Origin of the sequence: Arthrobacter sp. zg-Y1143 (assembly GCF_030125565.1) — a bacterium.
In the GTDB taxonomy this organism is placed as follows: Bacteria; Actinomycetota; Actinomycetes; order Actinomycetales; family Micrococcaceae; genus Arthrobacter_B.
Genome location: NZ_JASKLW010000004.1, coordinates 465,837 through 491,074 on the forward strand (window position 1 = coordinate 465,837; position 25,238 = coordinate 491,074).

23 protein-coding genes and 1 tRNA gene are annotated in these 25,238 nt (G+C 66.8%); 13 read left to right on the forward strand and 11 right to left on the reverse strand.

Features of this window, described 5'->3' with window-relative positions:
- The first annotated feature begins 42 nt into the window (after positions 1 to 42).
- Positions 43 to 639, forward strand: coding sequence for a DinB family protein (locus tag QNN98_RS06245; RefSeq protein ID WP_283996545.1), 597 nt, complete (start codon positions 43 to 45; stop codon positions 637 to 639).
- Positions 640 to 708: 69 nt separating this feature from the next.
- On the opposite strand, the gene QNN98_RS06250 is transcribed toward QNN98_RS06245, so the two are convergent.
- Complete coding sequence (locus QNN98_RS06250; protein ID WP_283996546.1) at positions 709 to 912, reverse strand: hypothetical protein; 204 nt, start codon at positions 910 to 912, stop codon at positions 709 to 711.
- Positions 913 to 993: 81 nt separating this feature from the next.
- Between QNN98_RS06250 and QNN98_RS06255 the strand changes: the two genes are divergently transcribed.
- The 3 genes from QNN98_RS06255 (at position 994) to QNN98_RS06265 (ending at position 3,393) form a co-directional block, all read left to right on the forward strand.
- Complete coding sequence (locus tag QNN98_RS06255; RefSeq protein ID WP_283996547.1) at positions 994 to 1,968, forward strand: GlxA family transcriptional regulator; 975 nt, start codon at positions 994 to 996, stop codon at positions 1,966 to 1,968.
- A gap of 196 nt (positions 1,969 to 2,164) precedes the next feature.
- Positions 2,165 to 2,938 (forward strand): 3-oxoacyl-ACP reductase FabG, encoded by a 774-nt coding sequence (fabG, locus tag QNN98_RS06260; protein WP_283996548.1) that lies wholly within the window; start codon positions 2,165 to 2,167, stop codon positions 2,936 to 2,938.
- Positions 2,939 to 2,940: 2 nt separating this feature from the next.
- Complete coding sequence (locus QNN98_RS06265; protein ID WP_227924920.1) at positions 2,941 to 3,393, forward strand: MaoC family dehydratase; 453 nt, start codon at positions 2,941 to 2,943, stop codon at positions 3,391 to 3,393.
- 105 nt (positions 3,394 to 3,498) lie between these two features.
- On the opposite strand, the gene QNN98_RS06270 is transcribed toward QNN98_RS06265, so the two are convergent.
- From QNN98_RS06270 to QNN98_RS06295, 6 genes are all read right to left on the reverse strand, one after another.
- Positions 3,499 to 4,776 (reverse strand): ABC transporter substrate-binding protein, encoded by a 1,278-nt coding sequence (locus tag QNN98_RS06270; protein WP_229957429.1) that lies wholly within the window; start codon positions 4,774 to 4,776, stop codon positions 3,499 to 3,501.
- On the reverse strand, positions 4,776 to 5,903 hold the full coding sequence (locus QNN98_RS06275) for a branched-chain amino acid ABC transporter permease (RefSeq protein WP_283996549.1): 1,128 nt from the start codon (positions 5,901 to 5,903) through the stop codon (positions 4,776 to 4,778). The genes QNN98_RS06270 and QNN98_RS06275 overlap by 1 nt, the downstream gene beginning before the upstream one ends.
- A complete protein-coding gene (locus QNN98_RS06280; RefSeq protein WP_283996550.1) occupies positions 5,900 to 6,778 on the reverse strand; it encodes a branched-chain amino acid ABC transporter permease in 879 nt (292 codons plus the stop codon). Before QNN98_RS06280 ends, QNN98_RS06275 begins: the two co-directional genes overlap by 4 nt.
- Complete coding sequence (locus tag QNN98_RS06285; RefSeq protein ID WP_227913823.1) at positions 6,778 to 7,494, reverse strand: ABC transporter ATP-binding protein; 717 nt, start codon at positions 7,492 to 7,494, stop codon at positions 6,778 to 6,780. The genes QNN98_RS06280 and QNN98_RS06285 overlap by 1 nt, the downstream gene beginning before the upstream one ends.
- On the reverse strand, positions 7,491 to 8,276 hold the full coding sequence (locus tag QNN98_RS06290) for an ABC transporter ATP-binding protein (protein WP_229957423.1): 786 nt from the start codon (positions 8,274 to 8,276) through the stop codon (positions 7,491 to 7,493). The genes QNN98_RS06285 and QNN98_RS06290 overlap by 4 nt, the downstream gene beginning before the upstream one ends.
- 141 nt (positions 8,277 to 8,417) lie before the next feature.
- Positions 8,418 to 8,987, reverse strand: a complete 570-nt coding sequence (locus QNN98_RS06295) for a TetR/AcrR family transcriptional regulator (RefSeq protein ID WP_227924916.1) — start codon at positions 8,985 to 8,987, stop codon at positions 8,418 to 8,420.
- 200 nt (positions 8,988 to 9,187) lie between these two features.
- Here QNN98_RS06295 and QNN98_RS06300 point away from each other — a divergent pair, with 200 nt between their 5' ends.
- The gene (locus tag QNN98_RS06300) at positions 9,188 to 9,664 is read left to right on the forward strand and encodes a DUF6176 family protein (RefSeq protein WP_283996551.1); all 477 of its coding nucleotides are present in this window, start codon (positions 9,188 to 9,190) and stop codon (positions 9,662 to 9,664) included.
- A gap of 97 nt (positions 9,665 to 9,761) precedes the next feature.
- On the opposite strand, the gene QNN98_RS06305 is transcribed toward QNN98_RS06300, so the two are convergent.
- Positions 9,762 to 9,834: transfer RNA gene (locus tag QNN98_RS06305), tRNA-Arg, on the reverse strand.
- A gap of 547 nt (positions 9,835 to 10,381) precedes the next feature.
- Here QNN98_RS06305 and QNN98_RS06310 point away from each other — a divergent pair.
- Positions 10,382 to 11,605, forward strand: a complete 1,224-nt coding sequence (locus tag QNN98_RS06310) for an HNH endonuclease signature motif containing protein (RefSeq protein WP_283996552.1) — start codon at positions 10,382 to 10,384, stop codon at positions 11,603 to 11,605.
- Between the two features lie 32 nt (positions 11,606 to 11,637).
- Here the strand turns inward: QNN98_RS06310 and QNN98_RS06315 are convergent, their stop codons facing one another.
- Genes QNN98_RS06315 through QNN98_RS06325 form a run of 3 tightly spaced genes read right to left on the reverse strand, consistent with a single transcriptional unit; the run spans position 11,638 to position 14,597 of the window.
- Positions 11,638 to 13,188 (reverse strand): FAD-dependent oxidoreductase, encoded by a 1,551-nt coding sequence (locus tag QNN98_RS06315; RefSeq protein ID WP_283996553.1) that lies wholly within the window; start codon positions 13,186 to 13,188, stop codon positions 11,638 to 11,640.
- Positions 13,185 to 14,081, reverse strand: a complete 897-nt coding sequence (locus QNN98_RS06320; RefSeq protein ID WP_283996554.1) for an FAD:protein FMN transferase — start codon at positions 14,079 to 14,081, stop codon at positions 13,185 to 13,187. The genes QNN98_RS06315 and QNN98_RS06320 overlap by 4 nt, the downstream gene beginning before the upstream one ends.
- Before the next feature lie 9 nt (positions 14,082 to 14,090).
- Positions 14,091 to 14,597 carry an FMN-binding protein gene (locus tag QNN98_RS06325; protein WP_283996555.1) on the reverse strand — a complete coding sequence of 169 codons (507 nt, stop codon included), beginning with the start codon at positions 14,595 to 14,597 and terminating at the stop codon, positions 14,091 to 14,093.
- A gap of 228 nt (positions 14,598 to 14,825) precedes the next feature.
- Here QNN98_RS06325 and argS point away from each other — a divergent pair, with 228 nt between their 5' ends.
- From argS to prfA, 7 genes are all read left to right on the forward strand, one after another.
- On the forward strand, positions 14,826 to 16,475 hold the full coding sequence (gene argS, locus QNN98_RS06330; RefSeq protein WP_227913831.1) for an arginine--tRNA ligase: 1,650 nt from the start codon (positions 14,826 to 14,828) through the stop codon (positions 16,473 to 16,475).
- Positions 16,476 to 16,478: 3 nt separating this feature from the next.
- Positions 16,479 to 17,903, forward strand: a complete 1,425-nt coding sequence (lysA, locus tag QNN98_RS06335; RefSeq protein ID WP_283996556.1) for a diaminopimelate decarboxylase — start codon at positions 16,479 to 16,481, stop codon at positions 17,901 to 17,903.
- Between the two features lie 24 nt (positions 17,904 to 17,927).
- The gene (locus QNN98_RS06340; protein ID WP_227924909.1) at positions 17,928 to 19,223 is read left to right on the forward strand and encodes a homoserine dehydrogenase; all 1,296 of its coding nucleotides are present in this window, start codon (positions 17,928 to 17,930) and stop codon (positions 19,221 to 19,223) included.
- A gap of 3 nt (positions 19,224 to 19,226) precedes the next feature.
- Positions 19,227 to 20,354: a threonine synthase gene (thrC, locus tag QNN98_RS06345; RefSeq protein ID WP_227924908.1), complete on the forward strand. Its 1,128-nt coding sequence runs from the start codon at positions 19,227 to 19,229 to the stop codon at positions 20,352 to 20,354.
- Positions 20,355 to 20,362: 8 nt separating this feature from the next.
- Positions 20,363 to 21,358 carry a homoserine kinase gene (gene thrB / locus QNN98_RS06350; protein WP_502864608.1) on the forward strand — a complete coding sequence of 332 codons (996 nt, stop codon included), beginning with the start codon at positions 20,363 to 20,365 and terminating at the stop codon, positions 21,356 to 21,358.
- A gap of 429 nt (positions 21,359 to 21,787) precedes the next feature.
- Positions 21,788 to 23,989 carry a transcription termination factor Rho gene (rho, locus tag QNN98_RS06355; RefSeq protein ID WP_283996557.1) on the forward strand — a complete coding sequence of 734 codons (2,202 nt, stop codon included), beginning with the start codon at positions 21,788 to 21,790 and terminating at the stop codon, positions 23,987 to 23,989.
- 157 nt (positions 23,990 to 24,146) lie between these two features.
- A complete protein-coding gene (gene prfA, locus QNN98_RS06360; protein ID WP_227913836.1) occupies positions 24,147 to 25,226 on the forward strand; it encodes a peptide chain release factor 1 in 1,080 nt (359 codons plus the stop codon).
- The last annotated feature ends 12 nt before the right edge of the window (positions 25,227 to 25,238 follow it).

The following is a 25,238-nucleotide window of genomic DNA, read 5'->3' on the forward strand; positions in this document are numbered from 1 at the left end:
CGAATTCCCCAATCACACGAATCCTCAAGGAAAGGCGCAGCCATGACGCAGGACCAGCAGCAGGAGAACCGAGTGGAACAGCAACGCGTGCCGGCGGCCGAGCTGGCCGAGCAGCTCGCGTGGCACTGGGAGAACCAGGCCCGCCCCCGGCTTGCCGGCCTCACTGACGCCGAGTACTTCTGGGAACCGGTGCCCGGATGCTGGAACGTGCGCCCGCGCGGTACCAGCATGGCTCCGGTGCAGGGCGGGAGCGGAGACTTCACCATCGACTTTGCCTTTCCCGAGCCGGAGCCGGCGCCGGTCACCACGATCGCCTGGCGGGTGGCGCATCTGCTCGTCGCTGTCCTGGGCATGCGGAACGCCGCCCATTTCGGCGGCCGGCCGGTGAGCTATGAGGACTTCGACTATCCCGGTACCGCTCAGGAGGCCCTCGAACTGCTGGACGGGTACTACGCCGCCTGGATTACCGCGGTGTCGGCGCTCAGCCCCGGGGAGCTGGCCGCTCCGGCCGGTGAGGCGGAGGGCCGCTGGGCGCAGCAGCCAATGTCCGCGCTGGTGCTGCACATCAACCGGGAGATGATCCACCACCTGGCCGAAATTGCGCTGCTGCGGGACCTGTACGCCAACGGCCTGCGCTGACCAACCGAATCGGCTGCTCCCGGACATGCCGCGGCGACGGCGGCTACCCGGCGCCGCTGCTGCGGCACCCTAGTGCCGATGACCGTACAGCTGCTGGTAGCCGCGCACGGCATCGAAGCCGGACGCCGGCGGCACATCATCGCTGCCCTCCGTGGTGAATGGGGGAAGGTGCCCGGTTCCGTCGGTGCGCACGGCACGGACTGTCGCAGTGAGGAGCGCGGCAAACCCCGCCGCCAGGAAGAACACAAGGACCAATGCTGACAAAAATTCCATACCCCCAGCCTGCGGCGGTCCTCCCGGAAAAATAAGTGGCAGAAAGGACCATTAGCGTGAAGAAACTGCCATACTGGCCGCATGCTGAAAACGGTGGCGGTGATCGTGCTGGACGGACTGGCGGTGTTCGAGCTCGGGGTGCTGGCCGAGGTCTTCGGCATCGACCGGACGGAGCGGCCCGGAGGTGTGCCCGCCTTTGACTTCAGCGTGTGCACGCCGGTGCCGGGACCGGTCCGCACCAAGGCCGGATTCAGCATGAACGTTGAGCACGGCTTGGACGCCGCGGACCGGGCGGACCTGGTGGTGATGGCACCCTCCGAGGGGACCGGAAACCGTGTGCCGGAATCCGTGACGGCGGCGCTCCGGGCTGCCCATGAGCGCGGTGCATGGGTGATGAGCGTTTGCTCCGCCGCCTTCGTGCTGGCCGAAGCCGGGCTCCTGGACGGCCGCAGGGCCACCACGCACTGGATGTACTCGCGTGAACTCGCGGAACGGTTTCCGCAGTGTGAGGTGGATGAGGACGTGCTCTACGTCCAGGACGGAAACATCCTCACCAGTGCCGGGACCGCGGCGGCCATCGACGCCGCCCTGCACCTGGTGCGGGGAGAGCTGGGGGCAGGTGTCGCCGCCGCCATCGCGCGTGACATGGTGGTCCCGCCGCACCGCGACGGCGGCCAGGTCCAGTTCATCGCCCGGCAGGTTCCGGCCTCGGCCTGCGAGACACTCGAAGAGATGCTGGTCTGGATGGGAGAAAACCTGGGCCAGGAGCACACAGTGAAGGACCTGGCAGCCCGGGCCAGCATGTCCGAGCGGACTTTCGCACGCCGGTTCAAGGCCGAGACCGGTTCCACGCCGGCCGCCTGGCTCACCCGCCAGCGGGTGCTGCGGGCCCAGGAACTGCTGGAGGATACAGACCTGGGCATTGATGAAGTGGCCAGGGCCACCGGTTTTGGACAGGCCGAGCTGCTGCGCCACCATTTCCGCCGCGGACTGGGCGTCAGCCCCGCAGCCTACCGCCGGACCTTCCGGGGCCGGAGTGCTGCGGCGGCCGGGTAAGGCCTGCCATTGCGCAGCGCAGCTCTATCCGCCGCGGCGCGGCGCCGCCAGGCTGCGGACCACCATTGCGTTGCATACCGGCTGGTCGGTATTGTCGGCCCCACATTGCCACACCCGCACATTGCCACACCCGCACATTGCCATACCCGCCACGCCGGTCCGCGCACTGAGGCACGGACGGCAACCAAGGAGAGCCATGTCTGAAACACCAGTAAGCTCCACCCGACGTGTAGCCGTAGTTACCGGTGCCGGCCGGGGAATCGGCGCAGCCGTTGCCGCCCGGCTGGCCGCGGACGGCCATGCCGTAGCGGTCATCGACCTCCGGGAGGAAGACACCGCGCGGACCGTCGAAGCCATCCGCCACGCCGGGGGAGAAGCCCTCGGCATCGGCGCGGACGTGTCCGATGCCGCCGCCGTCGAACAGGCCGTGGCCCGGATCGCCGCGGAACTGGGCCCTCCCACCATCCTGGTGAACAACGCCGGCATCCTGCGCGACAACCTGCTGTTCAAGATGAGCGAGACGGACTGGGACGCCGTTATGGGGGTGCACCTGCGCGGCGCATTCCTGATGAGCCGGGCGGTGCAGGCCCACCAGGTGACGGAGGAGTGGGGACGGATCATCAACCTCTCCTCCACCTCCGCCCTCGGCAACCGGGGCCAGGCCAACTATGCCGCCGCCAAAGCCGGCATCCAGGGCTTCACCAAGACGCTGGCCATCGAGCTCGGCCGCTACGGCGTCACCGTGAACGCAATTGCCCCCGGATTCATCGAAACCGACATGACCAGGGCGACGGCGGAGCGCGTGGGGGTGCCGTTCGAGGACTTCATGGCGCACGCCGCCAAGGAGATACCGGTGGGCCGGGCAGGTACCCCGGAGGACATAGCTGCTGCCGCGTCGTTCTTCGCCCGTGCGGAAGCATCCTTCGTCTCCGGCCAGGTGCTGTACGTCGCCGGCGGACCCAAGGACTAGCGGTGGCACACTTCGGATCCGTTGCGGAGCTGTCCGCTGCAGAGGGACACGTGGAAACCAGCGACTGGATCACCATCGACCAGGAACGCATCAATATGTTTGCCGATGCCACGGATGACCACCAGTGGATCCATGTGGATCCCGAGCGAGCCGCCGATGGCCCCTTCGGCAGCACCATTGCCCACGGCTACCTCAGCCTGGCCCTGCTGCCGGCGCTCGCCTCCGGCCGGTTCCGGGTGGACGGCATGGTGATGGGCGTGAACTACGGCCTGGACAGGGTCCGTTTCCCGCATCCGGTGCCGGTGGGCAGCCGGGTGCGGGCACGCTCCGAAATTGCCTCGGTGGAGCAGGTGGACCGTGGCGTGCGGGTGAAACTGCTGGTGACCGTGGAGATTGAGGGCGTGGACAAGCCGGCCGCAGTGGCCGAGTCGATCTCGCTCTACGTGCTCGAGTAAGAAAGCGTGCTGGAGTAAGAAAGCGTGCTGGAGTAACCACAAAGGAGGGCCCGTTTGCGAACGGGCCCTCCTTTGTTTCGGGTTTAGGCGGGATGCCCGGCGGGCCTAGTCCGGCAGCCCGTTGGCGGGCATAGCGCTGCGTTCCCCGGTGTATTCCTGGACGTCGTCGCCGTCGACCGTGTACGCGGTGCCGAAGTAGGACTGCACCCCGTTATCCACCCGGGTCAGCATGGCTCCGGTGTAGCCGCGGTGGCTGTCTCCGCTGAAGCCCAGGGGCACCAGGCCGTTGCCGGTGACATTGCCGGATTCCAGTGCCTCAAGCAGGGATTCGCGGGTGGGATTCTCTCCGGCCTCCTTCAGGGCTTCCACGAACAGGTAACCGATGGACATTCCGAAGACGGTGTTCCCGTCGAAGGCGGCGCCGGCGTTGTACTCCTCGTTGATTTCCCGGAACTTCTTGATCCAGTCATCCTCGGTTTCCGAATAGGCGGGAAGGTAGTTGGCGCTGACGAACCCCTGCAGCAGCTTGTTCGTGTTTTCACCCAGATAGCCGGACAGGGTGTTGTAGTCTCCTCCGGCAGAGGAGGCCATCCACTGCGGGAAGTAGCCCAGCTTGGCAGCAGTTCCCACGGCCTGGGCGCTGAAGCCGTTGATCGTGGCCATGAAATTCACCTCGCAGCCTGCTTCCTTCATGGCGCTGATCTGGGCGGCAATGTCGGTATTGGCCGTGGAATAGACCTGGGCATCGGCCAGCCCGTCGGAACCCAGCACCGCTTCCAGGCCGGCTTTGAACTCGTCGCCGAAGTCATCGTCCTGGCCGAAGAAGCAATAGGTCTTGTCCGGGAACTCCTCCTGGGCATAGGTGGCCAGGATCCGGGACTCGGTGGGGTAGTCCACCATGAAGCCGTAGGTGTAGGGGTACTCGTCGGGCTGGTCCCAGGTGGGGGAACCGGAAGCGACAAAGAGGTCCGGCACCTCGTTGTCGTTGACGAAGTCCAGGACGGCGCTGTGCGGCGGCGTGCCCAGTCCGCCCACCAGGGCAAACACCTCGTCCTGGAGCACCATTTCCCGCACCGCGGACTGCGTGTTGGCCGGGTTGTAGCCGTCATCTTTCACGATGTATTCGATGGTCCGGCCGTTGACGCCGCCGTTGTCGTTCACATAGTCGAAGTAGGCCTGGGTGGCCGGGGAGATGGTGGAATAGCCGGCAGCCGCGGGGCCGGTCAGCGGCTGATGGGTGCCCACCGTGACGGTGGTGTCCGTGATGCCGGGAACGTCTTCGGCAGCCGGGTCGGAGCCTTCCTCAGGCGAAGCGCATGAGGATAGACCAAGGGCTGCTGCTGCCAGGACGGCGGCACCTATGCGGAGCGGGGAACGAGTCATCATTGACCTTTCTGGGTTGCGGGTTGCTCCGCCGGCTGGTGCCGGATCGGAAGAGTCGGGGAGGCCGGACGCGGGGCGGACGCAGGCGCCGCGGACCGGGCGGGGGATGCGGAACGTTTGAAACCGGTCCGGTGCCAAAGCTTCACAAGCAGGCCCTGGATGCCCTGCGGAGCGAGCAGCACCACCAGGACCAGGACGAGCCCGAAGATGGCTACGGAGAGATTGCCGTCCAGGCGCTGCGCCAGGTCCGTGGGCAGTGCCAACCGGGAGGTGGCCGTGCCGATCAGGTGGGGCAGGGCCACCAGGAGCACCGCACCCCAGACCGCTCCGGTGAGCGAGCCGATGCCGCCGACCACGGCGGCCATCAACAGGAACAGTGAGAACACCAGCGAGTAGGCTCCGGGGCTGGCGCTTTGCGTGGTGTAGGCCAGCAGGCCGCCGCCCATGCCCGCCGCAGCCGAGCTGATCACAAAGGCAGCCACCTTGGTGCGGGCCGGGTTGATCCCGGCCAGCGCAGCTGCCACGGGGTTGTCCCGCACGGCACGCAGTTCACGGCCGAAGCGCCCGCGGAGCAGGTTGGCCAGCACCGCCATGACCGCCACGGCGCAGACGACGGCGAGCCAGGCCTGCCAGGCCTCCGTGGACACGGTCCCGCGCAGGGCCGCCGGACGCTTCTGAACCGTGACCCACAGTCCCTGGTCTCCGCCCAGCACGGAGGAAAACGTGCTGGTTACTGCGGGCAGCGCGACCACCAGGGCCATGGTGAAACCGGCCAGATAGGGCCCGTGCAGCCGCCCGGCGGCCAAGCCGATCACCAGGCCCAGGACACCTGCACCGGCCACGGCCGCGACCAGCGGCACGACGAGCAGCAGCGGACCCTCCACCCCGGCGTCGTCCAGCGCATTGGCGGTCAGCGCGTAAGTGTAGGCACCGGCGGCCATCAGGGCCGCCTGGCCGAGGGAGAGCTGCCCGCCGGCTCCGGTCAGCAGGGTCAGCCCGGCGATCCCGCACAGGTAGGCGCACGCCGTCGCCAGCTGGTAGGAGGTGAAGGACGGGATGATGAACGTCAGGCCGATCAGGAAGACGGCCGCGGCGGCGGCAACGAAGTAACGCAGAAGGACGCTCATACGGTTCGCTCCTTGGTCATTGCGAAAATGCCGCCGGGCCGGACAAGCAGTACGGCCAGCAGCAGGACCAGGACGGCGACGGGGGCCAGGGTGGCGCCCAGGTAGCCGCTTACCCAGCTGAGCAGGACACCCACGGCCAGTCCGCCGATGACGGCGCCGGCGGGCGAATCCAGTCCGCCGATGACGGCCACGGTGAAGGCGTACACAAAAACCGTGTCGGCCGCGTGCGGGTTCAATCCCAGTTCGGTCGGGATTACCAGCAGTGCGGCGAGCGCACCCAGGGCCGAGGACAGAGCCCACCCGAGGGTGAGCATCCGGGATGTCCGCACCCCCAGCAGCCGGGCGAGGTCCGGCGCAAAGGCTGAAGCACGCAGCCGCAGCCCCAGAGGTGTTTTGGTGAAGAGCAGCACCAGGGCTCCCACCAGCAGGGCAATGCAGGCGAACACGAACAGGTCGTAGGAGGAGACCGCGGTGATGCCGAAGATTTCCACGGGGTTGGAACTGAACGGCGTTGTCATGGTCCGGTAGCTGTTGCCGAAGACCATGCCCAGGACCGCTTGGATCACCAGCAGCAGTCCCAGCCCGGCGATGACCGGGTTCAAGGGCGAGTAGTTACCCACGAAGCGCATGACGCCGCGTTCCACCAGGGCTCCGATGAGGAAACCGGCAGCGAGCGCCGCCGCCAGGCCGGCCCAGTAGTTGCCGGTCAGCGCGGTGACGGTGAAGGCGATGTATGTGGCGGCCACTGCCATGGCGCCCTGGGCAAAGTTCACGATCCGCGCCGCTCGCCAGATGAGGACCAGGGAGAGGGCAAAGGCCGCCAGGACAGCACCCCGTGCCAGTCCGTCGAAGGTGAGGAAAAGGAATCTGTCCATTAGAACCCCAGATAGGTGTGGCGGAGGCCGGTGTCGGCGGCCAGCTCGGCTGCGGGCCGTGCTGCGACGATTCGGCCCAGGTTGAGGATGATGCCGTGGTCCGCGACGGCCAGGGCGCTGCGGACGTTCTGTTCAATCAGGAGTACGGTCAGCCCGGTGTCGTCCCGGAGGCTGCGGAGCATGCCCAGGATCTGGGCGGTTACCTTCGGCGCCAACCCGAGGGACGGTTCATCCAGCAGCAGCAGCGATGGTGCGGCCATCAGTGCCCGGCCGAGGGCAAGCATCTGGCGCTCGCCGCCGGAGAGCTGGTGCCCGGGGGCTTTCCGGCGGCGGGCCAGGGGCTCGAACAGTGTGTACATCTCCGCCAGGACAGCGGCTGCCGCCTTGCGGTCGCGCCGCCACAGCCCGCCCAGGCGCAGGTTCTCATCCACCGTGAGTTCGGTAATTACGCCGCGGCCTTCGGGAACGAGCGCTACTCCCTGCCGCACCATGGCCTCCACCGGGACGCGGGTGAGGTCTTTGCCGCCCAGCCGGATGCTGCCGGCCCACGGCCGCAGCTGGCCGGTGACGGTCCGCAGCAGCGTGGTTTTTCCTGCGCCATTGGCTCCCACCACCGCGGTGATGGAACCCTCTTCCACCGTGAGCCCGACGTCGTGCAGGACCCGGACGGCGCCGTAGCCGGCATTCACGCCCTCCAGGACCAGTCCGCCGCTCATGCGACGTCGACCCCCAGATAGGCATCGGCGACAGCAGGGTCCGCACCGATTTCTGCCGGCGTTCCTTCTGCGATCAGCCTGCCGAAGTCCAGCACCGCGATCCGGTCGCAGACGTCCATCACCAGGTCAACGTGGTGTTCCACGAGCACCACCGAGCAGCCGTTGCCGGGCATGGTGCGGATCAGCGACGCGAGTTCCTCGATGTCTTCGTGGGCCAGCCCGCCGGCGGGTTCATCCAGCAGCAGCAGCCGCGGTTCGCTCACCAGTGCCCGGGCCAGGGCCACCTTCTTCCGGATGCCGTAGGGCAGGGTGTCCGGCAGTGCTGCGGAATAGCCGGCGACGTCGAGGGCAGCGAGCGCGGCCAGCGCACGGTCCCTGAATTGATCCTCCTGCCGGACGGCGCCGGGCAGGGCCAGCAGGTCCGCTCCGCGGCGGGATTCAGCAGCGAGTCCCGCCATCACGTTCTGCAGCACGGTCAGCCCCGGGAACAGGCCCAAACCCTGCAGGGTGCGTGCCACGCCGTGGCGGGTAAGCCGGTGCGGACGGGGGTGGAAATCCCGGCCGTCCAGAGCCAGGCTGCCCCCGGTTGGCGGGAAAACTCCGCAGATGACATTGAAGAGGGTGGTTTTGCCGGCACCGTTGGGTCCCATCACCCCCACGACCGCGCCGGCCGGAATATCCAGGGACACCGAGTCCAGGGCGGACAGGCCGCCGAACCGGACGGTGATCCCGTTGAGCTGCAGACGCGGCGGTTCCGACCGGTCGGTATGTTGCTCCTGCATGAGTACTCCATCGTCTCTGCTCTTACCTTGCGTGCTGTGGTGGCGCGTGTGTTGCGGTAGGGAGGGAGGTGCGGTGGTGCTGGAGGTGCTGGAGGTGCTGGAGGTGCAGTGGTGCTGGTGGTGCAGTGGTGCTGGCTTCGGCTACTTTGCCTGCAGGCCCGCCAGGTAAAGGTCGGTCAGTTGGGCTGCTACCGTTTCGCGGCTGATGGCCCCGCCGGGGGAGTACCAGTAGGAGAGGTAGTGCGGATCTGAGAAAAAGTTTGCTGCGAGTACCGGAATGGGGATGTCGGTGCGGAACACTCCATCCTCCTGGCCTCGGACCAGGATGCGGGTGAAGGCCTTGTTGAACTCGCGCCGCCGCCGCTGCACCTCTTCCAATCGGTCTTCGCTCAGCATGTGCTGCGAACGGAAGAAGACTGTCCCCTCCCGGATCCAGTCAATGGAGGTCCGAATCAGGTCCTCGCACACCAGCCGCAGGGTTTCCGCGGCGGGCAACCCCCGCCCGATGATCTCGGTCAGGTGCTCGTGCTGCAGGGTCAGGATGCGGTCGTAAATGTCGAAGAGCAGGTCATCTTTGGAATTGAAGTAGTGATACAGCGCCCCCTTGGTTACTCCTGCAGCGTCCACAATCTGCTGGACGCTGGTTTTGGCGTAGCCCTGCCGCGCGAAGAGCTCCACGGAGGTCCGTGCCAACTCTTCTTTGATGTTCATGGTTTTCATTGCGGCAGGTCCGGGTTTCTCGCGGGTATTCGGGGTCCGGCGGCGGAGAGCTCAGAACCGACCGGTTGGTATGTGCGAACACCATAACCCGGGAAGGTCTGCAGAGCGCAAGGTTTTTGGCGGAATTGTTTTGCGCGGCCCGCATGATTCCGGTTTCGGGAAAACGCTGGTGCCGGCCTTAGAGTGGCGGCATGCAGGAACAGAACTACGCTCCTATCCCGTTTCAGCCTGCCGGTCCGGACTTTCCGGGTTGGCCCGTGCCGGCGTCGGTCCCGCCGGGAATGCGGATGGAACTGAGCCGCGCGAAACTGCTGGACGGACGGGAATCGTCCTTCGATGACTGGATGGCCATGCTCCACGAGCGGTACGAGGAGTGTCTCGCCACCTTGGACCGGGAACTCATGGCTGTTGAGGCGACGTTCCTCAACCAGGAGGCTGACGGGTCGTGGTGGATGTACCACTTCCAAATGATGGGGGAGGCAAGCCCCGGACTTGTTCCAGACAACCCACTGGACCAGGCGCATCTCGAGTTCGGGAAGAAAACCAAGCATCAGGGCTGGGAAGAGCTGCAGCCGCGTTTTTTCCTGGCTCCGCCTGCGGTGCGGGCCGCCGTCGAGCAGGCGGGTACCCCGCTGTCCGATGCGCAGCCGGGAGAAAGCATCGATTAGCGCATCGGGGCGTGCGATCGGGACGTGGCGCAAGAGGGGTGCAAAGCAAAAGAACCCCGCAGCATGGAGCTGCGGGGTTCTTCCGTGTGTCTCAAAGTGCCCTCGATAGGATTCGAACCTACGGCCTGTTGCTCCGGAGGCAACCGCTCTATCCCCTGAGCTACGAGGGCAAGGACACCGGTAAACCGGACGTCCTGTGGGACTCAAGAAGCTTAGCAGGTTTCGGCCGGTGCTGGAAAACCCTGCCGGATCCGCACGGATTCGCGGGATCCCATGCTCGGGAATTGGACGCTGTTGGTTGGGAGCGCAGATGCATATCGGCGGTTTCCCGGACGTACGTAGTGGCGCTGTAAAGACGGGTATTTGAAGTGCTTCAAGGTGTCCGTTTCGGCCGGTTTTTGCCCGGAAATGTCAGTGCCGGATGAAAGCCTTAAGCATGGACCAGATCGGGAATGCCGGGCCGGTAACCGGACAGAAAACTGAACAAACAGGAACTGGACACCGGGCCGCTGAAGACGGGGCTGATACCGGGGACGGTCCCGGTCAGAAGTGCTCACTAGCGGTGTTTCGAGCGGCCTCGGGCGCCGGCACTGACGACGGCGGCGCGGGTGGGCGTTCCTGCGGAACCGGCACTGATTTTCCGGATGGTTTCAGCGGAACCCTGGCTCTGCAGAACCTCGAATCCTTTGACGACCAAGCCACCGGGTGGAACCCGGGATGGCGTTCACACTGGCGGCAGCCGAGTGTGCCGCCCTCCTGCAGATACCGCACGGCACCGCGCAGCGGCTGATGTTCGAAGCCGGCCTCCTATCTGGCGCCCATACGGCCACGCTGGAGGCACTGCAGGACGGGAGCCTCAGCTACGGGCATGCCCAGGTGGTGCTGGACCAGTGCGAAAGCGTTCCTGCCGCCGAGTTGCCAGAGTTCGAAGCTGCTCTGCTGAAGGCCGCAGAAGGTCAGACCCGGTCCCAGTTCTCCGCCAAGGCCCGCCGGCTGCGCGAGACGAAGTACCCGCAAACCATTGAGGTCCGGCACCTCACTGCGTTCGAGAAGCGCCGGGTCTCCCTGGATCGGGAAGAAGACGGGATGTCCTGCCTGTCGGCGTATCTTCGTGCGGCGGAAGCGCAGCAGATCTACACCGCGCTGAGCACTGCAGCCCGGGGTGAGCAGAGTGATGGGGATACACGGACCGCGGACCAACTTCGTGCCGACATCCTGGCCCAGCTGCTTATGGGTGGCCCCGGTTCACCGCGTACTGGTGCTGCCCCAGAGCGCACCCCAGTGCGGTCTGACCGTGCGGGCGGCGGTGGGAAAGCCGCCGACATTGGCCCGAGCCGTGAATCTCGCGGGGCTGGCAGTGCACCTGAAGGTGCCGACTCTGATGACTATGACGCCGAGTCTTTTGGCATCCTCCCCCGGGCGGAAATCATGGTCCTGATCAACGCCGAAACACTGTGTGAAGCCAATGAAGACCCGGCCGAGCTGCATGGCTACGGCCCGATCAGCGCCGAAGCAGCCCGCAGGCTGTCCCGCCACGCCACCCGCTGGACCGGACTCGTCCAGGACCCGGACACCGGGGAAATCCTCGGCGTGGGCAGGCGCCGGAAAGTCCCCGCCGGACTGGCCCGATGGCTACGTGCCAGGGACGGAACCTGCCGGTTCCCCGGCTGCCGGGTCAGCACCGCGGTCACGGAAATCGACCACACCACCGACTGGGCGGACGGAGGCCCTACGGACCACGGCAACCTCGCCCATTTATGCCGGCGGCATCACCGGTTCAAAACCCTGGGATTCTGGAAGGCCCGGCAACCGGAACCGGGAGTGATGGAATGGACCTCACCCACGGGACGGGTCTACCGAACCGAACCCTTCCTGGAACTGGCTCGTGTCCGACCCGAGCCGGGACAGGCGTCCACCCTGGTGACACCGCCACCTTTTTAACCAGGGAATGGCCACCGGGGGAACGCCCGGGACTAGTACCCCAGGAACGGATCGGTCCGGATCCGCCGCCCTCCCGCGCTGCGGACCGCCTTGCGGGCGGCCGCCACGGCCCGGGGCGAACCCGAAACGTACACCGCCCGGGAGGCGATATCGGGAACTTCCTGCCGCAGCACTGCGGCGTCCGGAAGGCCGGCACCAAGCCATGTCCACTCCGGGATTTCGGGATCAGCCGGGGTGCACACCAGCACCCGGATCCCGAATTCCCGCAGCTCGTCAGCGTAGGCCAGCTCGGCAGCATCGGACGCGGCATAAACCAGGACAATGTCCCTTGCCGTCTGCGCCCGTGCCGTTCCGCCATGTCCTTCGCCGCGTACCGCGCGCAACTGGCTGATAAACGGCGTAATGCCGATACCGAAAGCAATCATCAGTACGGGCTTGGCCGGATCCCGGGGCAGCAGGAAGTCTCCGGCCACGGCTGTCGCCGTCACTTCTGCGCCGGGACGCATTTTCATCAGCGCAGTCTTGAAGCTGCTGCCGGCCTCTGCCGCCACCCGCAGCCCCACAGCCACCGTGCCTGGTTCGTCCGGTGCCGTGGTGATGCTGAAGATCCGCCGCGACCCGCGGGAATCGGGCTCGAAGTGCGGGACCGCGAGCTCCAGGTATTGGCCGGCACGGAACCGGACCGGACGGGACGGGACGAACACGACTTCACGGGCGGTCGGGGTCAGCTCCCGCGTGGCCTGCAGGCGCAGCCGCACGGCGCCGCGCTGTCCCAGCACAAAGGCGAGCGCGTTGCCCACCAGCAGGGCCAGTTCGGGGGACATGGCGACGGGGCCCAAGGACAGCGGCACGGCAAAAAGGACGCCGACGACGACGCCCTCCGCCAGCCGCTGAGCGCGCAGCGGGGGCAGGGTCAGCGGTTCGGTAAGCATAAAACCGGCCAGGAAGACCAGCGGATAAGAGCCGGCGACCGTGACCAGGGCATCGGCGGCAGATTCTCCGTTTGCCATAAGCCGGAACACAAGGACCACCACGGCGGTCAGCGCAAACACTCCGGCCATCGGCAGCAGACGGTTCCGGTACAGGACCAGCAGGGAGGCAGGCAGCACGGCTACCAGCATCCACGGGGTGGCCACCCACCAGGCCGCACCTCCCAATCCGGTCAGGGCAACCACAAACGCGCCGGCCGCTGCCGGGTTGAAGATGTGCCGGCGCCGGACGGCCAGCACGTATTTGGACGCAGTCGCTGCAGCACCGGCAAGGGCCACTGTGCCCAACTCCGCGCCCCCGGTGCCCGGCCAGAACAGGAAGTACAGCAGCAGTCCGGTGATCAGCGAGGAATCCGTCAGCGGACGGGTGCGCAACAGCAGCCCGGCCACCCTGCTGGTGACCAGGGTGGACGCTACGGCGGTCAGCAGCGTGGCCCCCAGCTCAGCCGGAGTATAAAAGAGCACCCCGGCAAAGGAGAGCACAAAAGACCAGGCAACACAGGCCAGCAGCAACCAAACGGTGAGCCGGTACATGGTCCAGCGGCCCAGAAAGGTGTTCAGGGTGCGCGGGGCAGCAGGTGCGTTGACGCTCATGGGAACAGGACTCCAGCCATTGCAGGGGAATAGTCGGCCCGGCCGTCGGTAAACATCCGGACATAGTCAAAGTCGAACCCGGCCGCGAGGGTCTGCGGATCGGCGAAAAACAGGGCCGTGGCCAGCCCGTCGGCGGTCATGGCGTCTGCGGCTAAGGCCCAGGTGGCTGCCACTGCGTCCACGGGAGCGCCGGTCCTCGCGTCCAGGACATGGTGCAGGCCTTCGCCCCATCGGCGGCGGTTGACTGCGGATGCGCACAGCGCCCGGTCGGCCAGGGTCAGCACGCCGATGGCCCGCGCCGGGTCATACGGATGTTCCAGGGCCACCCGCAGGGGCTCGGCACCGGCATGGCGCAGGTCCGAGCCTGCGTCCACCACATAACGGCGGACGCCGGCGGACTCCAGTACGCCGCAGACCAGGTCCACCAGCTGCCCCTTTCCGGCGGCACCAATATCGAATGTCACCGGAGCGGAAGTGCGCACCGTCACGCCCGCCCCGGAACCGCCCGCCCCGGAACCGCCAGGAGCCTCGGTCCAGGACACGGTTTCCGCCCACGCCGCTGCCGGCAGGGACGGTCCCCAGACACGGAAGCTGTACGCGGCGTCGTACCCCAAAACCTCCAGGGAACGCCCGACGAGGGGATTCACTGCGCCGTCGGTGAGCCGGTTCAGGGCGTCGAAAAGACGCAGCAGCCCGGCAGCGGACCCGGGCAGCTCAAAACTGCCGGCACCGTCGGCCATCCGCGCCACCGTGGAGTCGCTGCGGAAGCGGGACCAGGTCCGGTCATAGTCCTGGACCAGCTCCGCAACGGCAGCCTGCACGGAGGCTTCCAGGGGGTCCGGCGTGGACAGCGTCCACGCCGTGCCGATCGCCTGGAAGCCCACGGTATGCATCGGCGGTACCTAGGATCCCGCCACGGAGCGGATCGCATCCAGTGCGCGGTTGAAGCCTTCACTGGTCAGCGAGGATCCGGCCACCTTGTGCACGTCGAGCTCATCAATGTTCTTACCCACCACCTGCTCCTGTACGTTGGAGGTGAATTCGCGCTGGTACTGCTTGGAGGTGGGATTCTTCTGTGAAGTCTTCACTTCCAGTTCGGTCACCACATTGTTTTCCAGCCGCAGCGTCACATCCACGTCTTCGGAGGTGCCCGACGGCGGGATGTAGCTTCCGGTGCCGGAATACTCGCCGTCCGCGTAAGCGCCGGAAGCGGGCGCATCCGCCGTGGCGGCGGGCGACGGGGCGGGGGACTGGCCAGCGGACTGGCCAGCGGACTGGCTGGCGGACGGGCTGGCCGGTGCTTCGGCAGCGTCCGCGCTTTCACTGTCTTCGCCCGCTGCGCATCCGGCGGCAGAGAGCAGGGACAGGCCGGCGGCGGCGCACAACAGGGACTTGCTCGCTCGGTTCACGGTTCTCCTCGTTTTTGGGGTTCCGGGGATCAGATTGGGGTTCCGGGGATTAGGGGAAGACTGCCAGGCCACGGCTGCACAAGGAGCCGGCAAACGCCTTCCCCTTCATTACATCGCATCCACTTTCCCCTTTATTACACCGCATCATTACCCCCGGGGCTGGGCGTTCGCTGGGTAAGGCCTGTCATACACAACGAGGCCAGTGCCGCACCCGGCTATGCTTAACCGGTGACTCCTGAAGAACTTTCCTCCGCCGTAACTGCCTGCCTCCAAGACGCCATCGATGCCGGTGACTTCAGCGTCGAGCTGCCCGGGGAGGTCCGGGTGGAGCGCCCGAAGAACCGGGACCACGGTGACTGGGCCACCAACATTGCCCTGCAGCTGTCCAAGCAGGCCGGCATGAATCCCCGTCAGTTCGCGGAAATCCTGAAGGGCCGGCTGGAGAAGATCACCGGCGTGGCCAAGGTGGACATTGCCGGCCCCGGCTTCCTGAACATCACCCTCGACGCCGGCGCCGCCGGTGAACTGGCCAAGGCCATTGTCGACGCCGGCCCCGCCTACGGCACGTCCGAAATCCTCAAGGGCACGCGGATCAACCTCGAGTTCGTCTCCGCCAACCCCACGGGCCCCATCCACCTGGGCGGCACCCGCTGGGCCGCCGTGGGCGACGCCCTGGCCCGGGTCTTCGAATCCCAGGGCGCAGACGTGACCCGCGAGTACTACTTCAATGACCACGGCGCACAGATTGACCGCTTCGCCCGGTCCCTGCTGGCTTCCGCCAAGGGTGAACCGGCCCCCGAAGACGGGTACGCCGGCGCCTACATCGAGGACATCGCCAACCGCGTGCTCGCCGCCGAGCCCGGCATCATGGAACTGCCCGACGCCGAGGCGCAGGAGCGTTTCCGTGCAGTGGGCGTGGACTTCATGTTCGGTGACATCAAGGAGTCACTGCACAACTTCGGCGTCGACTTCGACGTCTACTTCCACGAGGATTCCCTGCACGAAAACGGACAGGTGGACAAGCTTCTGGAACAGCTGAAGGGCTCGGGAAACCTGTACGAAAAGGACGGCGCCTGGTGGCTGAACTCCAGCGAGTTCGGTGATGACAAGGACCGCGTGGTCATCAAGTCGGACGGCAACGCCGCCTACATTGCCGGCGACATCGCCTACATCCACAACAAGCGCGAGCGCGGCTTCGACCTGAACGTCTACATGCTCGGCGCGGACCACCACGGCTACGTGGCACGCCTGAAGGCCGCTGCCGCAGCCCTGGGCCACGACCCGGAGTGCGTGGAGGTCCTGATCGGCCAGATGGTGAACCTGGTCAAGGACGGAAAGCCGGTGCGCATGTCCAAGCGCGCAGGCACGGTAGTCACGCTCGAGGACCTGGTGGAGGCCGTGGGCGTGGACGCTGCCCGCTACACCCTGGCCCGCTTCTCCGCCGACTCCAACATTGACGTGGACCTGGACCTGCTGACCAAGCGCAGCAACGAGAACCCCGTGTTCTACGTCCAGTACGCCCACGCCCGCACACATGCCCTGGCCCGCAACGCCGAGGCCGCCGGCGTCGACGATTCCGCTTTCGACGCCTCGCTGCTGAACCACCCCACCGAAAGCGCCCTGCTCGCCGCGCTGGGCCAGTACCCCGGCGTCGTCGCCCAGGCCAGCGCCTTCCGCGAGCCGCACCGCGTGGCCCGCCACCTCGAGGTCATCGCCGGCACGTACCACCGCTGGTACGACGCCTGCCGCATTGCGCCGCAGGGCGACGAGGAAATCACCGATACCAACCGCACCCGCCTGTGGCTGAACCTCGCCGCACGCCAGGTCCTGGCCAACGGCCTGGGCCTGCTGGGAGTATCCGCACCCGAACGGATGTAACTCATGACTGCTTCACCCCTGGCCCCCGCCTGGCTCAGCCACCCGGAGGACCCTAATGCCCTGCGTCCGCAGATGTGGGCACGCGACGTCGTCCGGGGGGATAGCGGCGAGCTGGAAATTTCCGGAATCCCGGTCAGTCGGATCGCCGGGGAGTTCGGCACCCCGGTGTTCGTGATGTCCGAGGATGACTTCCGTGCGCGCGCCCGGGACTTCAAGGACTCCTTCGACGCCGCGTTCGCCGGCCTGTGCGGGGGAGTGGACGTCTACTACGCTGGCAAGTCCTTCCTGTGCACCGAGGTGGCCCGCTGGGTCTCCTCGGAAGGCCTGCGCCTGGACACCTGCTCCGGCGGCGAGCTGGCGGTGGCCCGCCGCGCCGGACTGTACGGCAGCCAGCTGGGCCTGCACGGCAACAACAAGTCCGTGGCTGAAATGACCCGCGCCCTGGACATGGAGCTGGGACGCATCGTGGTGGACAGCCTGGGCGAACTGGAGCTGCTGGGGAACCTCGCAGCCTCCCGGGGCGAGCGCGCCAACGTGATGCTGCGCCTGACCCCGGGAGTGCACGCGTCCACCCACGAGTTCATTGCCACCGCCCACGAGGACCAGAAGTTCGGCCTGTCGATGGTCGCGGATCCGGACTTGGACGGGCGCTCCCCGGCTATGGCCGCCGTGGAAAACGCGCTGAAGCACGACGGCGTGAACCTGGTGGGCGTGCACTGCCACATTGGCTCGCAGATCTTCGAATCCGCCGGCTTCGAGCTGGCTGCCCGCCGGCTGCTCGGCTTCCTGGCCGAGGTGAAGGAGGGGTACGGCGTCGAACTGGCGGAGCTGGACCTGGGCGGCGGCTACGGCATCGCCTACACCGAGGCCGACGCCCCGCGGCCGCCGGCCGAGATCGCCAACGCCATGGCCGCCGTCGTCGGCAGTACCTGCGCCGAACTGGGCCTGGCCGTGCCGCGGATCTCGATTGAGCCCGGCCGCGCCATCGTGGGTCCGAGCACGTTCACGTTGTACCGCACCGGCACCACCAAGACCGTCCGGGTGGACACGAACGACGGCGGCACCTCGCCGCGTCGCTATGTCAGCGTGGACGGCGGGATGAGCGACAACGCCCGCCCGGTGCTGTACGGCGCCGACTACTCCGCCGTGCTGGCCTCGCGGGCCTCCGAAGATGACGCGGTTATGTCGCGCGTGGTTGGTAAACACTGCGAGAGCGGGGACATAGTGGTGCGGGATGCCTACCTGCCCGGGGACGTCACGGCAGGGGACCTGCTGGCCGTTCCCGGCACCGGCGCCTACTGCTGGGTGCTTTCGAGCAACTACAACTACATTGCCCGTCCGCCCGTAGTCGCCGTGCGGAACGGCACCGCCCGCCTGATTGTCCGCGGCGAAACCGAGGACGACCTGTTGGCACGCGACGTTTCCTAACCGTTAGAGGAGTTGGCACGCACCATGAAGACCCTGAAAGTGGCCCTGCTGGGATGCGGAAACGTGGGATCGCAGGTCGCCCGGATCCTCATCGATGACGCCGCCGACCTCACCGCCCGCCTCGGCGCACGGCTGGAGCTGGCCGGCATTGCCGTCCGCAACCCGGACGCGCCCCGCGACGTGGAGCTGCCCGCGGACCTGTTCACCACCGACGCCGAGGCACTGGTGGCTGGCGCGGACATCGTGATCGAGTTGATGGGCGGGATCGAGCCGGCCCGCACCCTGATTATGCACGCCCTGGGCAACGGCGCCGCCGTGGTCACCGGCAACAAGGCCCTGCTCGCCGCGGACGGTGCTGCGCTGTACGAGAAGGCCGACGCCGCCGGCGTCCAGCTCTCCTATGAAGCGGCAGTGGCCGGAGCCATCCCGATCCTGCGCCCCATCCGGGACAGCTTGGCCGGGGACCGGATCACCAAGGTGATGGGAATTGTCAACGGCACCACCAACTACATCCTGGACGCCATGGATTCCACCGGCGCGCAGTTCGCCGACGCGCTGGCCGACGCCCAGCGGCTCGGGTACGCGGAGGCGGATCCCACCGCCGATGTGGAGGGGCATGACGCCGCCGCCAAGGGCGCCATCCTCGCCTCCCTGGCCTTCCACACCGGCTTTGACCTTTCCGCCGTGTCCTGCGAGGGCATCAGCTCCGTGACCGCCGAAGACATCAGTGCGGCGCAGGACGCCGGGTTCGTCATCAAGCTGCTGGCCATCGCCGAAAGGTTCGCCGACGACGACGGCACCGAGGGCGTGAGCGTACGGGTGCATCCCACCCTGCTGCCGCGCCGTCATCCGCTGGCCGCCGTGCACGGAGCCTTCAACGCCGTGTTCGTCGAGGCCGAGAACGCCGGGGAACTGATGTTCTACGGCCAGGGCGCCGGCGGCGCACCCACTGCATCGGCCGTGATGGGCGATGTGGTGACGGCGGCACGGCGGCTGGTCCTGGGCGGACCGGTTCCCGCCGGCCGGCCTTCCGGACACCTGCCGGCACTGCCGCTCCAGAAAGTCACCACCAGCTACTCCATTGGCCTGGAGGTGGCGGACCAGCCGGGCGTGCTGGCCGCCGTCGCCCGGGTTTTCTCCGAACACGGCGTCTCCATTGAGACCATGCGCCAGACCATCCACGGTGAAGGGGCCAGCGCCGAACTGCGCTTCGTCACGCACCGTGCTTCCGAGGCCGCCCTGGCGGCCACCGTTGAGGCCATCAAGGACCTTGACGTCATCACGAACGTTAAATCCGTCCTGCGGGTAGAAGGAGTTTGAGCCGTGGCTCACCAATGGAGCGGCGTTATCCGCGAATACGCCGACCGGCTGCCGGTCACCGACAGCACCGAAGTCATCACCCTGGGTGAAGGCGGCACGCCGCTGGTTCATGCCAAGGCCCTCTCGGAGCTGACCGGATCCACGGTCTACCTCAAGGTTGAAGGGATGAATCCCACCGGCTCGTTCAAGGACCGCGGGATGACCATGGCCATGACCGCCGCCGTTGAATCCGGTGCCAAGGCCGTGGTGTGCGCCTCCACGGGCAACACCAGCGCCTCGGCCGCCGCCTACGCCACGCAGGCCGGCATCACCTGTGCCGTGCTGGTCCCGGACGGCAAGATTTCCATGGGCAAGCTCAGCCAGGCCATTGCCCACGGCGCGCAGCTGCTGCAGGTGCGCGGCAACTTCGACAACTGCTTGGAAGTGGCGCGCAAGCTCGCCGAGGCCTACCCGGTGTTCCTGGTGAACTCGGTAAACCCGGCACGCATCGAAGGCCAGAAAACCGCGTCCTTCGAAGTGGTGGACGCGCTTGGGGACGCCCCGGACTACCATCTGCTGCCGGTGGGCAACGCCGGGAACATCACCGCGTATTGGAAGGGTTACTCCGAGTACGCCGCGCCTTACACGAACGTTGCCGGCGAGGAACTCGCGCCGGTGGCCAGCAAGACGCCGCACATGTGGGGATTCCAGGCCGAGGGCGCTTCGCCCCTGGTGAAGGGGCACCCGGTCAGCGATCCCGACACCATTGCCACCGCCATCCGGATCGGCAACCCGGCGTCCTGGGATGCAGCCATTGCCGCACGCGATGAATCCGGCGGGCTAATCGAGGCCGTCACCGACACCGAAATCCTGGAAGCGCACCGCTGGCTTTCCGCACGCGAAGGCGTGTTTGTGGAACCGGCCTCTGCTGCGGGTGTGGCAGGGCTGCTCAAGAAGCACGCCGCTGGCGAAGTTCCCGCCGGCAAAACCATCGTCATTACGGTTACCGGGCACGGCCTGAAGGACCCGCAGTGGGCCCTGCGCACCGCAGACGGTTCCGACGTCGAGCCCACCAAGGTGGATTTCGACGTCGTCAGCGTGGCCGCCGCGCTGGGCCTGGAAGCGGCTGCCCCGGCAGCCTCCGGAAAGTAGGTACGCGCGTGCAGGTGGAGCTGCCCGGTGCCGGTCTCGCCGGTGCCCGGACGCCGTCCCGGCCGGTGACTCCGGGCCAGGACATCAGCGTCAGGGTGCCGGCGACCAGCGCCAACCTCGGTCCGGGGTTCGACTCCCTGGGCCTGGCCCTGGACCTCCACGACACCGTACGGGTCCGCACGGTCGAGGAGGAGGGCATCCTCGTCGAAGTGGCGGGGGAGGGCGCAGGAAACGTGCCGCTGGATTCCTCCCACTTGGTGGTCCGGGCCCTGCTCACCACCCTGGCCGCCGCCGGATACACGGCTCCGGGGCTGCACCTGAGCGCAGCTAACGCCATTCCGCACGGACGCGGCCTGGGCTCCTCGGCGTCGGCGATCGTGTCCGGCGTGCTGGCTGCCAACACCCTGCTTCCCGCGGAGGCGCGGTTGGATGCCGCGGGCCTGCTGCACGCCTGCTCGGCGCTGGAAGGCCATCCGGACAATGTGGCGCCGGCCCTGGCCGGCGACCTCGCGATCTCCTGGGAAACGGGCGGACGCTTCCGTTCCGCCCGTGCGTCGGTGCACCCGGGCGTTGTGCCGGTGGCAGCCATTCCGGCCACTGAACTGTCCACCGCAAGCGCCCGCGGGCTGCTGCCCGCCAGCGTTCCGCACCGCACAGCTGCAGCAAACTCAGGGCGGGCTGCCCTGCTGGTCCACGCCCTGACCCATGACCCGTCGCTGCTGCTGGAGGGAACCCGCGACGAACTGCACCAGTCGTTCCGGGCCCCGGCCATGCTCCCCAGCGCGGAATTGATGGCGTCCCTGCGCGCAGCTGGCTTCGCAGCTGTGATCTCCGGGGCCGGCCCCACGGTGGTGTGCCTGGCCGCCGGGGTTGCGGAGGCGCGCGAAGCGGAGGGACTCATCACGGAACATCTGCTTGCCGCAGGAAGCCGCGAAAAGTGGCGTGTTCTCAGTCTTGGCGTTCAGCGAGATGGTGCTAGAGTGGAAGTGCACCAGCGGTACTAACCGTTCTAGTGCTCCCGCCGGCACGGCCGTCCATCTGGATTGTGATCTGGGTTTCAAATATGACCTGGGTAACAGATTTGTTGGGCCGCCCCGGGCTTTCGTTGAAAACACCTTGCCGCCGTCAGGTGCAGTTGCACCCGTACCGGCTGGTTGTCGATTCAATTGCCTGACCAGCGGAGGCACAGTCTTCGGTGTAGCCTTCATCCGGAACCGCCAAGAAGCGGCGCGTCCCACTGAATGCCGCGTGTTAGGCAGCAACGCTGGCCAAACTCCGCGTGGATTCTTCTTAAAAGGCACCCAGCAGATTCGCCCTTCTCCGGCCCTTGCCGGAAGCAGGCGAACCCTGGCCCAATGTCTGACCATGGGCCCAGGGCCAATCACCGCGGCCGGCAATGCGCCGGACCGCCCGACGAGGGGGAAGGATCCTTCGTGACAGACACCACCAGCCTGACTGCAGGCGTGGAATCCGTATCCGCCGGCTCCGCCGGCGAGAACACTTCAAAGAGTGCAGGCCTTGCAGGCCTTAAGCTCGCACAGCTCCAGGCACTTGCCGGCCAGCTCGGCATCACCGGCGGCTCCCGGATGCGCAAGGGGGACTTGGTTACGGCCATTTCCAACCACCAGCGCGGCGGTGCAGTGGCCGACCGCCCCGTGCGCGAATCCCGGGCCGGCGATGACGCTGCCAAGGGTGCCGTGACCGCACCGGAAGCTTCGGCTCCCGCTGCACAGGAGCAGGCCGCTGAGCGTCCGGCACGTACCCGGAACCGCAACCGGCGTGCCGCCAGTGACGGTGTAGTCACCTCCGTACCGGCCGAAGCTCCGGCAGAGGCACCGGCTCAGCAGGCACCCCAGCAGGCTGAAACCACCGAAGCAGCCGACAACGGCCGTCCGGCCCGCGACGAGAACCAGCGTGAGCGCGGCAACCGCCGCACCCGCAACCGCCGCAGCGACAGCGGCGAGACCAACGCCTCCTCTAACGGTGCTTCCTCCAACGGTGCTTCCTCCAACGGTGCTTCCTCCAACGGTGCCGAGGCACCGGATGCAGGCGAGAAGCGGGCCGAGGGCAACGGAGCTTCCAGCAACGGATCTTCCAATAACGCTGAGACCCGCTCCGACGACGAGCGCGGAGAGCGCCGCGAACGCCGCACCCGCGACCGCGACAACAACCGCGAAAACGGCAACCGCGAGAACCGCGAGAACGGCAACCGCGAGAACGGCCGGGACCGCGACAACAACCGTGAGAACGGCAACCGCGAGAACGGCAGCCGTGACAACAACGGCAACCGCGAGAACAACCGCGACCGCGACAACAACCGCGATGACAACGAAGAGAACGGACGCGGCCGCAACCGCCGCAACCGCAACCGGAATGACCGCAACGACCGCGGCGACCGCAACGACCGTTTCCGCGACCGCAACGAACGCCGCCGCAACCGCAACCAGAACCCCGAGGTTGACGACGTCGAGGTCACTGAGGACGACGTGCTGCTGCCCGTCGCCGGCATCCTGGATGTGCTGGAAAACTACGCCTTCGTGCGTACCTCCGGCTACCTCCCGGGCCCGAACGACGTGTACGTTTCCCTGGCCCAGGTCAAGAAGTACAACCTGCGCAAGGGCGACGCCGTGGTTGGCGCCATCCGCGCTCCCCGCGAAGGTGAAAACCAGGGCGGCAACCAGCGTCAGAAGTTCAACGCACTGGTGCGCCTGACCTCGGTCAACGGCAAGCCCGCCGAGGACAACAAGGACCGCGTGGACTTCTCCAAGCTGGTTCCGCTGTACCCCTCCGAGCGCCTGCGCCTCGAGACTTCCGCCAAGGTGATCGGCCCGCGCGTCATCGACCTCGTGGCACCGATCGGCAAGGGCCAGCGCGGCCTGATCGTCTCGCCGCCGAAGGCCGGCAAGACGCTCATCCTGCAGTCCATCGCCAACGCGATCACCATCAACAACCCTGAAGTCCACCTGATGATGGTCCTGGTTGACGAACGTCCCGAAGAAGTCACCGATATGCAGCGCACGGTGAAGGGTGAGGTCATCGCCTCCACCTTCGACCGTCCCGCCGATGACCACACCACGGTGGCAGAGCTCGCCATTGAGCGCGCCAAGCGCCTGGTGGAAATGGGCAACGACGTTGTTGTGCTGCTGGACTCCATGACCCGCCTGGGCCGTGCCTACAACCTGGCCGCTCCGGCGTCGGGCCGTATCCTCTCCGGCGGCGTGGACTCCTCCGCCCTGTACCCGCCCAAGCGTTTCTTCGGTGCTGCCCGCAACATCGAAAACGGCGGGTCATTGACCATCCTGGCCACGGCCCTGGTGGAGACCGGCTCCAAGATGGACGAGGTCATCTTCGAAGAGTTCAAGGGAACCGGCAATATGGAACTGCGTCTGTCCCGCAACCTTGCGGACAAGCGCATCTTCCCGGCCGTTGATGTCAACGCCTCGGGTACCCGCCGCGAAGAGAACCTGCTGTCTCCTGATGAAGTCAAGATCATGTGGAAGCTGCGCCGCGTCCTCTCCGGCCTGGATACCCAGCAGGCGCTGGAACTGCTGACCGGCAAGATCAAGGAAACGCAGTCCAACGTGGAATTCCTGATGCAGATCCAGAAAACCACCCTGGGCAGCAAGGACGACTAGCTGCCTTATCGAGCCGCTCATGCTCGGGTCCCGGCACCAGCCGGGGCCTGGGCCTGGGCGGCTTGTCCGTTAACCCGGTGCAGCCACCGGAGCACGGGATCCCCTGCAGGCCGATAAACTGCCTGTGGGAAACACAGTCGAAAGAGGAACCGAAAACATGTTTGAGTCCATTCAGGGTCTGTTGGATGAGCACGCAGAACTCCAGCTGCGCCTCTCCGATCCGGCAGTGCACGCGGACCAGGGCCTGGCCCGCCGGCTGGGCCGCCGCTACGCCGAGCTGAGCCGGATCGTGGATGCCTACAACCGGTGGCACGGACTCGAGGACGATCTCGCCGCAGCATCCGAGATGGCGGATGAGGATCCGGAGTTCGCCGCCGAGGTTCCCGTCCTGAAGGACCAGCTGGCCGATGCCCAGGAAAAGCTGCGCCGCCTGCTGATTCCGCGTGACCCCAATGACGGCCGCGACGTCATCATCGAGGTCAAGGGCGGTGAGGGCGGCGACGAAGCTGCTCTCTTCGCCGGCGACCTGCTGCGCATGTACACCCGCTACGCCGAGCACCGCGGCTGGCGCACCGAGATCATCTCCGCCACCGAGTCGGACCTCGGCGGCTACAAGGATGTATCCATGGCCATCAAGGGGAACTCCAACGACCCGGCCGAGGGTGTCTACGCCCGCCTGAAGTATGAAGGCGGTGTCCACCGCGTCCAGCGCGTTCCCGTCACCGAGTCGCAGGGCCGGATCCACACCTCGGCCGCCGGCGTGCTGGTGCTGCCGGAAGTGGATGAGCCCGAAGAGGTCGAGATCAACCAGAACGACCTGAAGATCGACGTCTACCGCTCCTCCGGCCCGGGCGGCCAGTCGGTGAACACCACCGACTCCGCCGTGCGCATCACCCACCTGCCCACCGGCATTGTGGTGGCCATGCAGAACGAGAAGTCGCAGCTGCAGAACCGTGAAGCAGCCATGCGCGTGCTCCGCTCCCGCATCCTGGCGCACGAGCAGGAGAAGATCGACGCCGCCAACTCGGACATCCGGAAGTCGCAGATCCGCACCATGGACCGCTCCGAGCGCATCCGCACCTACAACTATCCGGAAAACCGGATTGTGGATCACCGCACCGGCTACAAGGCCTACAACCTGGACACCGTGCTGAACGGTGAGCTGGAGGCCGTGGTGCAGGCCGCCATCGAAATGGATGAACAGGCCCGTCTGGACGCCATCGGTGACGAAAGCTAACCAGCCTCAGCC

Bases quoted from the DNA above. Each gene is read 5' to 3' on its own strand.
- QNN98_RS06245 (WP_283996545.1), top strand. From the start codon at position 43: ATGACGCAGGACCAGCAGCAGGAGAACCGAGTGGAACAGCAACGCGTG.
- QNN98_RS06250 (WP_283996546.1), bottom strand. From the start codon at position 912: ATGGAATTTTTGTCAGCATTGGTCCTTGTGTTCTTCCTGGCGGCGGGG.
- QNN98_RS06255 (WP_283996547.1), top strand. From the start codon at position 994: ATGCTGAAAACGGTGGCGGTGATCGTGCTGGACGGACTGGCGGTGTTC.
- fabG (WP_283996548.1), top strand. From the start codon at position 2,165: ATGTCTGAAACACCAGTAAGCTCCACCCGACGTGTAGCCGTAGTTACC.
- QNN98_RS06270 (WP_229957429.1), bottom strand. From the start codon at position 4,776: ATGACTCGTTCCCCGCTCCGCATAGGTGCCGCCGTCCTGGCAGCAGCA.
- QNN98_RS06275 (WP_283996549.1), bottom strand. From the start codon at position 5,903: ATGAGCGTCCTTCTGCGTTACTTCGTTGCCGCCGCCGCGGCCGTCTTC.
- QNN98_RS06280 (WP_283996550.1), bottom strand. From the start codon at position 6,778: ATGGACAGATTCCTTTTCCTCACCTTCGACGGACTGGCACGGGGTGCT.
- QNN98_RS06285 (WP_227913823.1), bottom strand. From the start codon at position 7,494: ATGAGCGGCGGACTGGTCCTGGAGGGCGTGAATGCCGGCTACGGCGCC.
- QNN98_RS06290 (WP_229957423.1), bottom strand. From the start codon at position 8,276: ATGCAGGAGCAACATACCGACCGGTCGGAACCGCCGCGTCTGCAGCTC.
- QNN98_RS06295 (WP_227924916.1), bottom strand. From the start codon at position 8,987: ATGAACATCAAAGAAGAGTTGGCACGGACCTCCGTGGAGCTCTTCGCG.
- QNN98_RS06300 (WP_283996551.1), top strand. From the start codon at position 9,188: ATGCAGGAACAGAACTACGCTCCTATCCCGTTTCAGCCTGCCGGTCCG.
- QNN98_RS06310 (WP_283996552.1), top strand. From the start codon at position 10,382: ATGGCGTTCACACTGGCGGCAGCCGAGTGTGCCGCCCTCCTGCAGATA.
- QNN98_RS06315 (WP_283996553.1), bottom strand. From the start codon at position 13,188: ATGAGCGTCAACGCACCTGCTGCCCCGCGCACCCTGAACACCTTTCTG.
- QNN98_RS06320 (WP_283996554.1), bottom strand. From the start codon at position 14,081: ATGCATACCGTGGGCTTCCAGGCGATCGGCACGGCGTGGACGCTGTCC.
- lysA (WP_283996556.1), top strand. From the start codon at position 16,479: ATGACTGCTTCACCCCTGGCCCCCGCCTGGCTCAGCCACCCGGAGGAC.
- QNN98_RS06340 (WP_227924909.1), top strand. From the start codon at position 17,928: ATGAAGACCCTGAAAGTGGCCCTGCTGGGATGCGGAAACGTGGGATCG.
- prfA (WP_227913836.1), top strand. From the start codon at position 24,147: ATGTTTGAGTCCATTCAGGGTCTGTTGGATGAGCACGCAGAACTCCAG.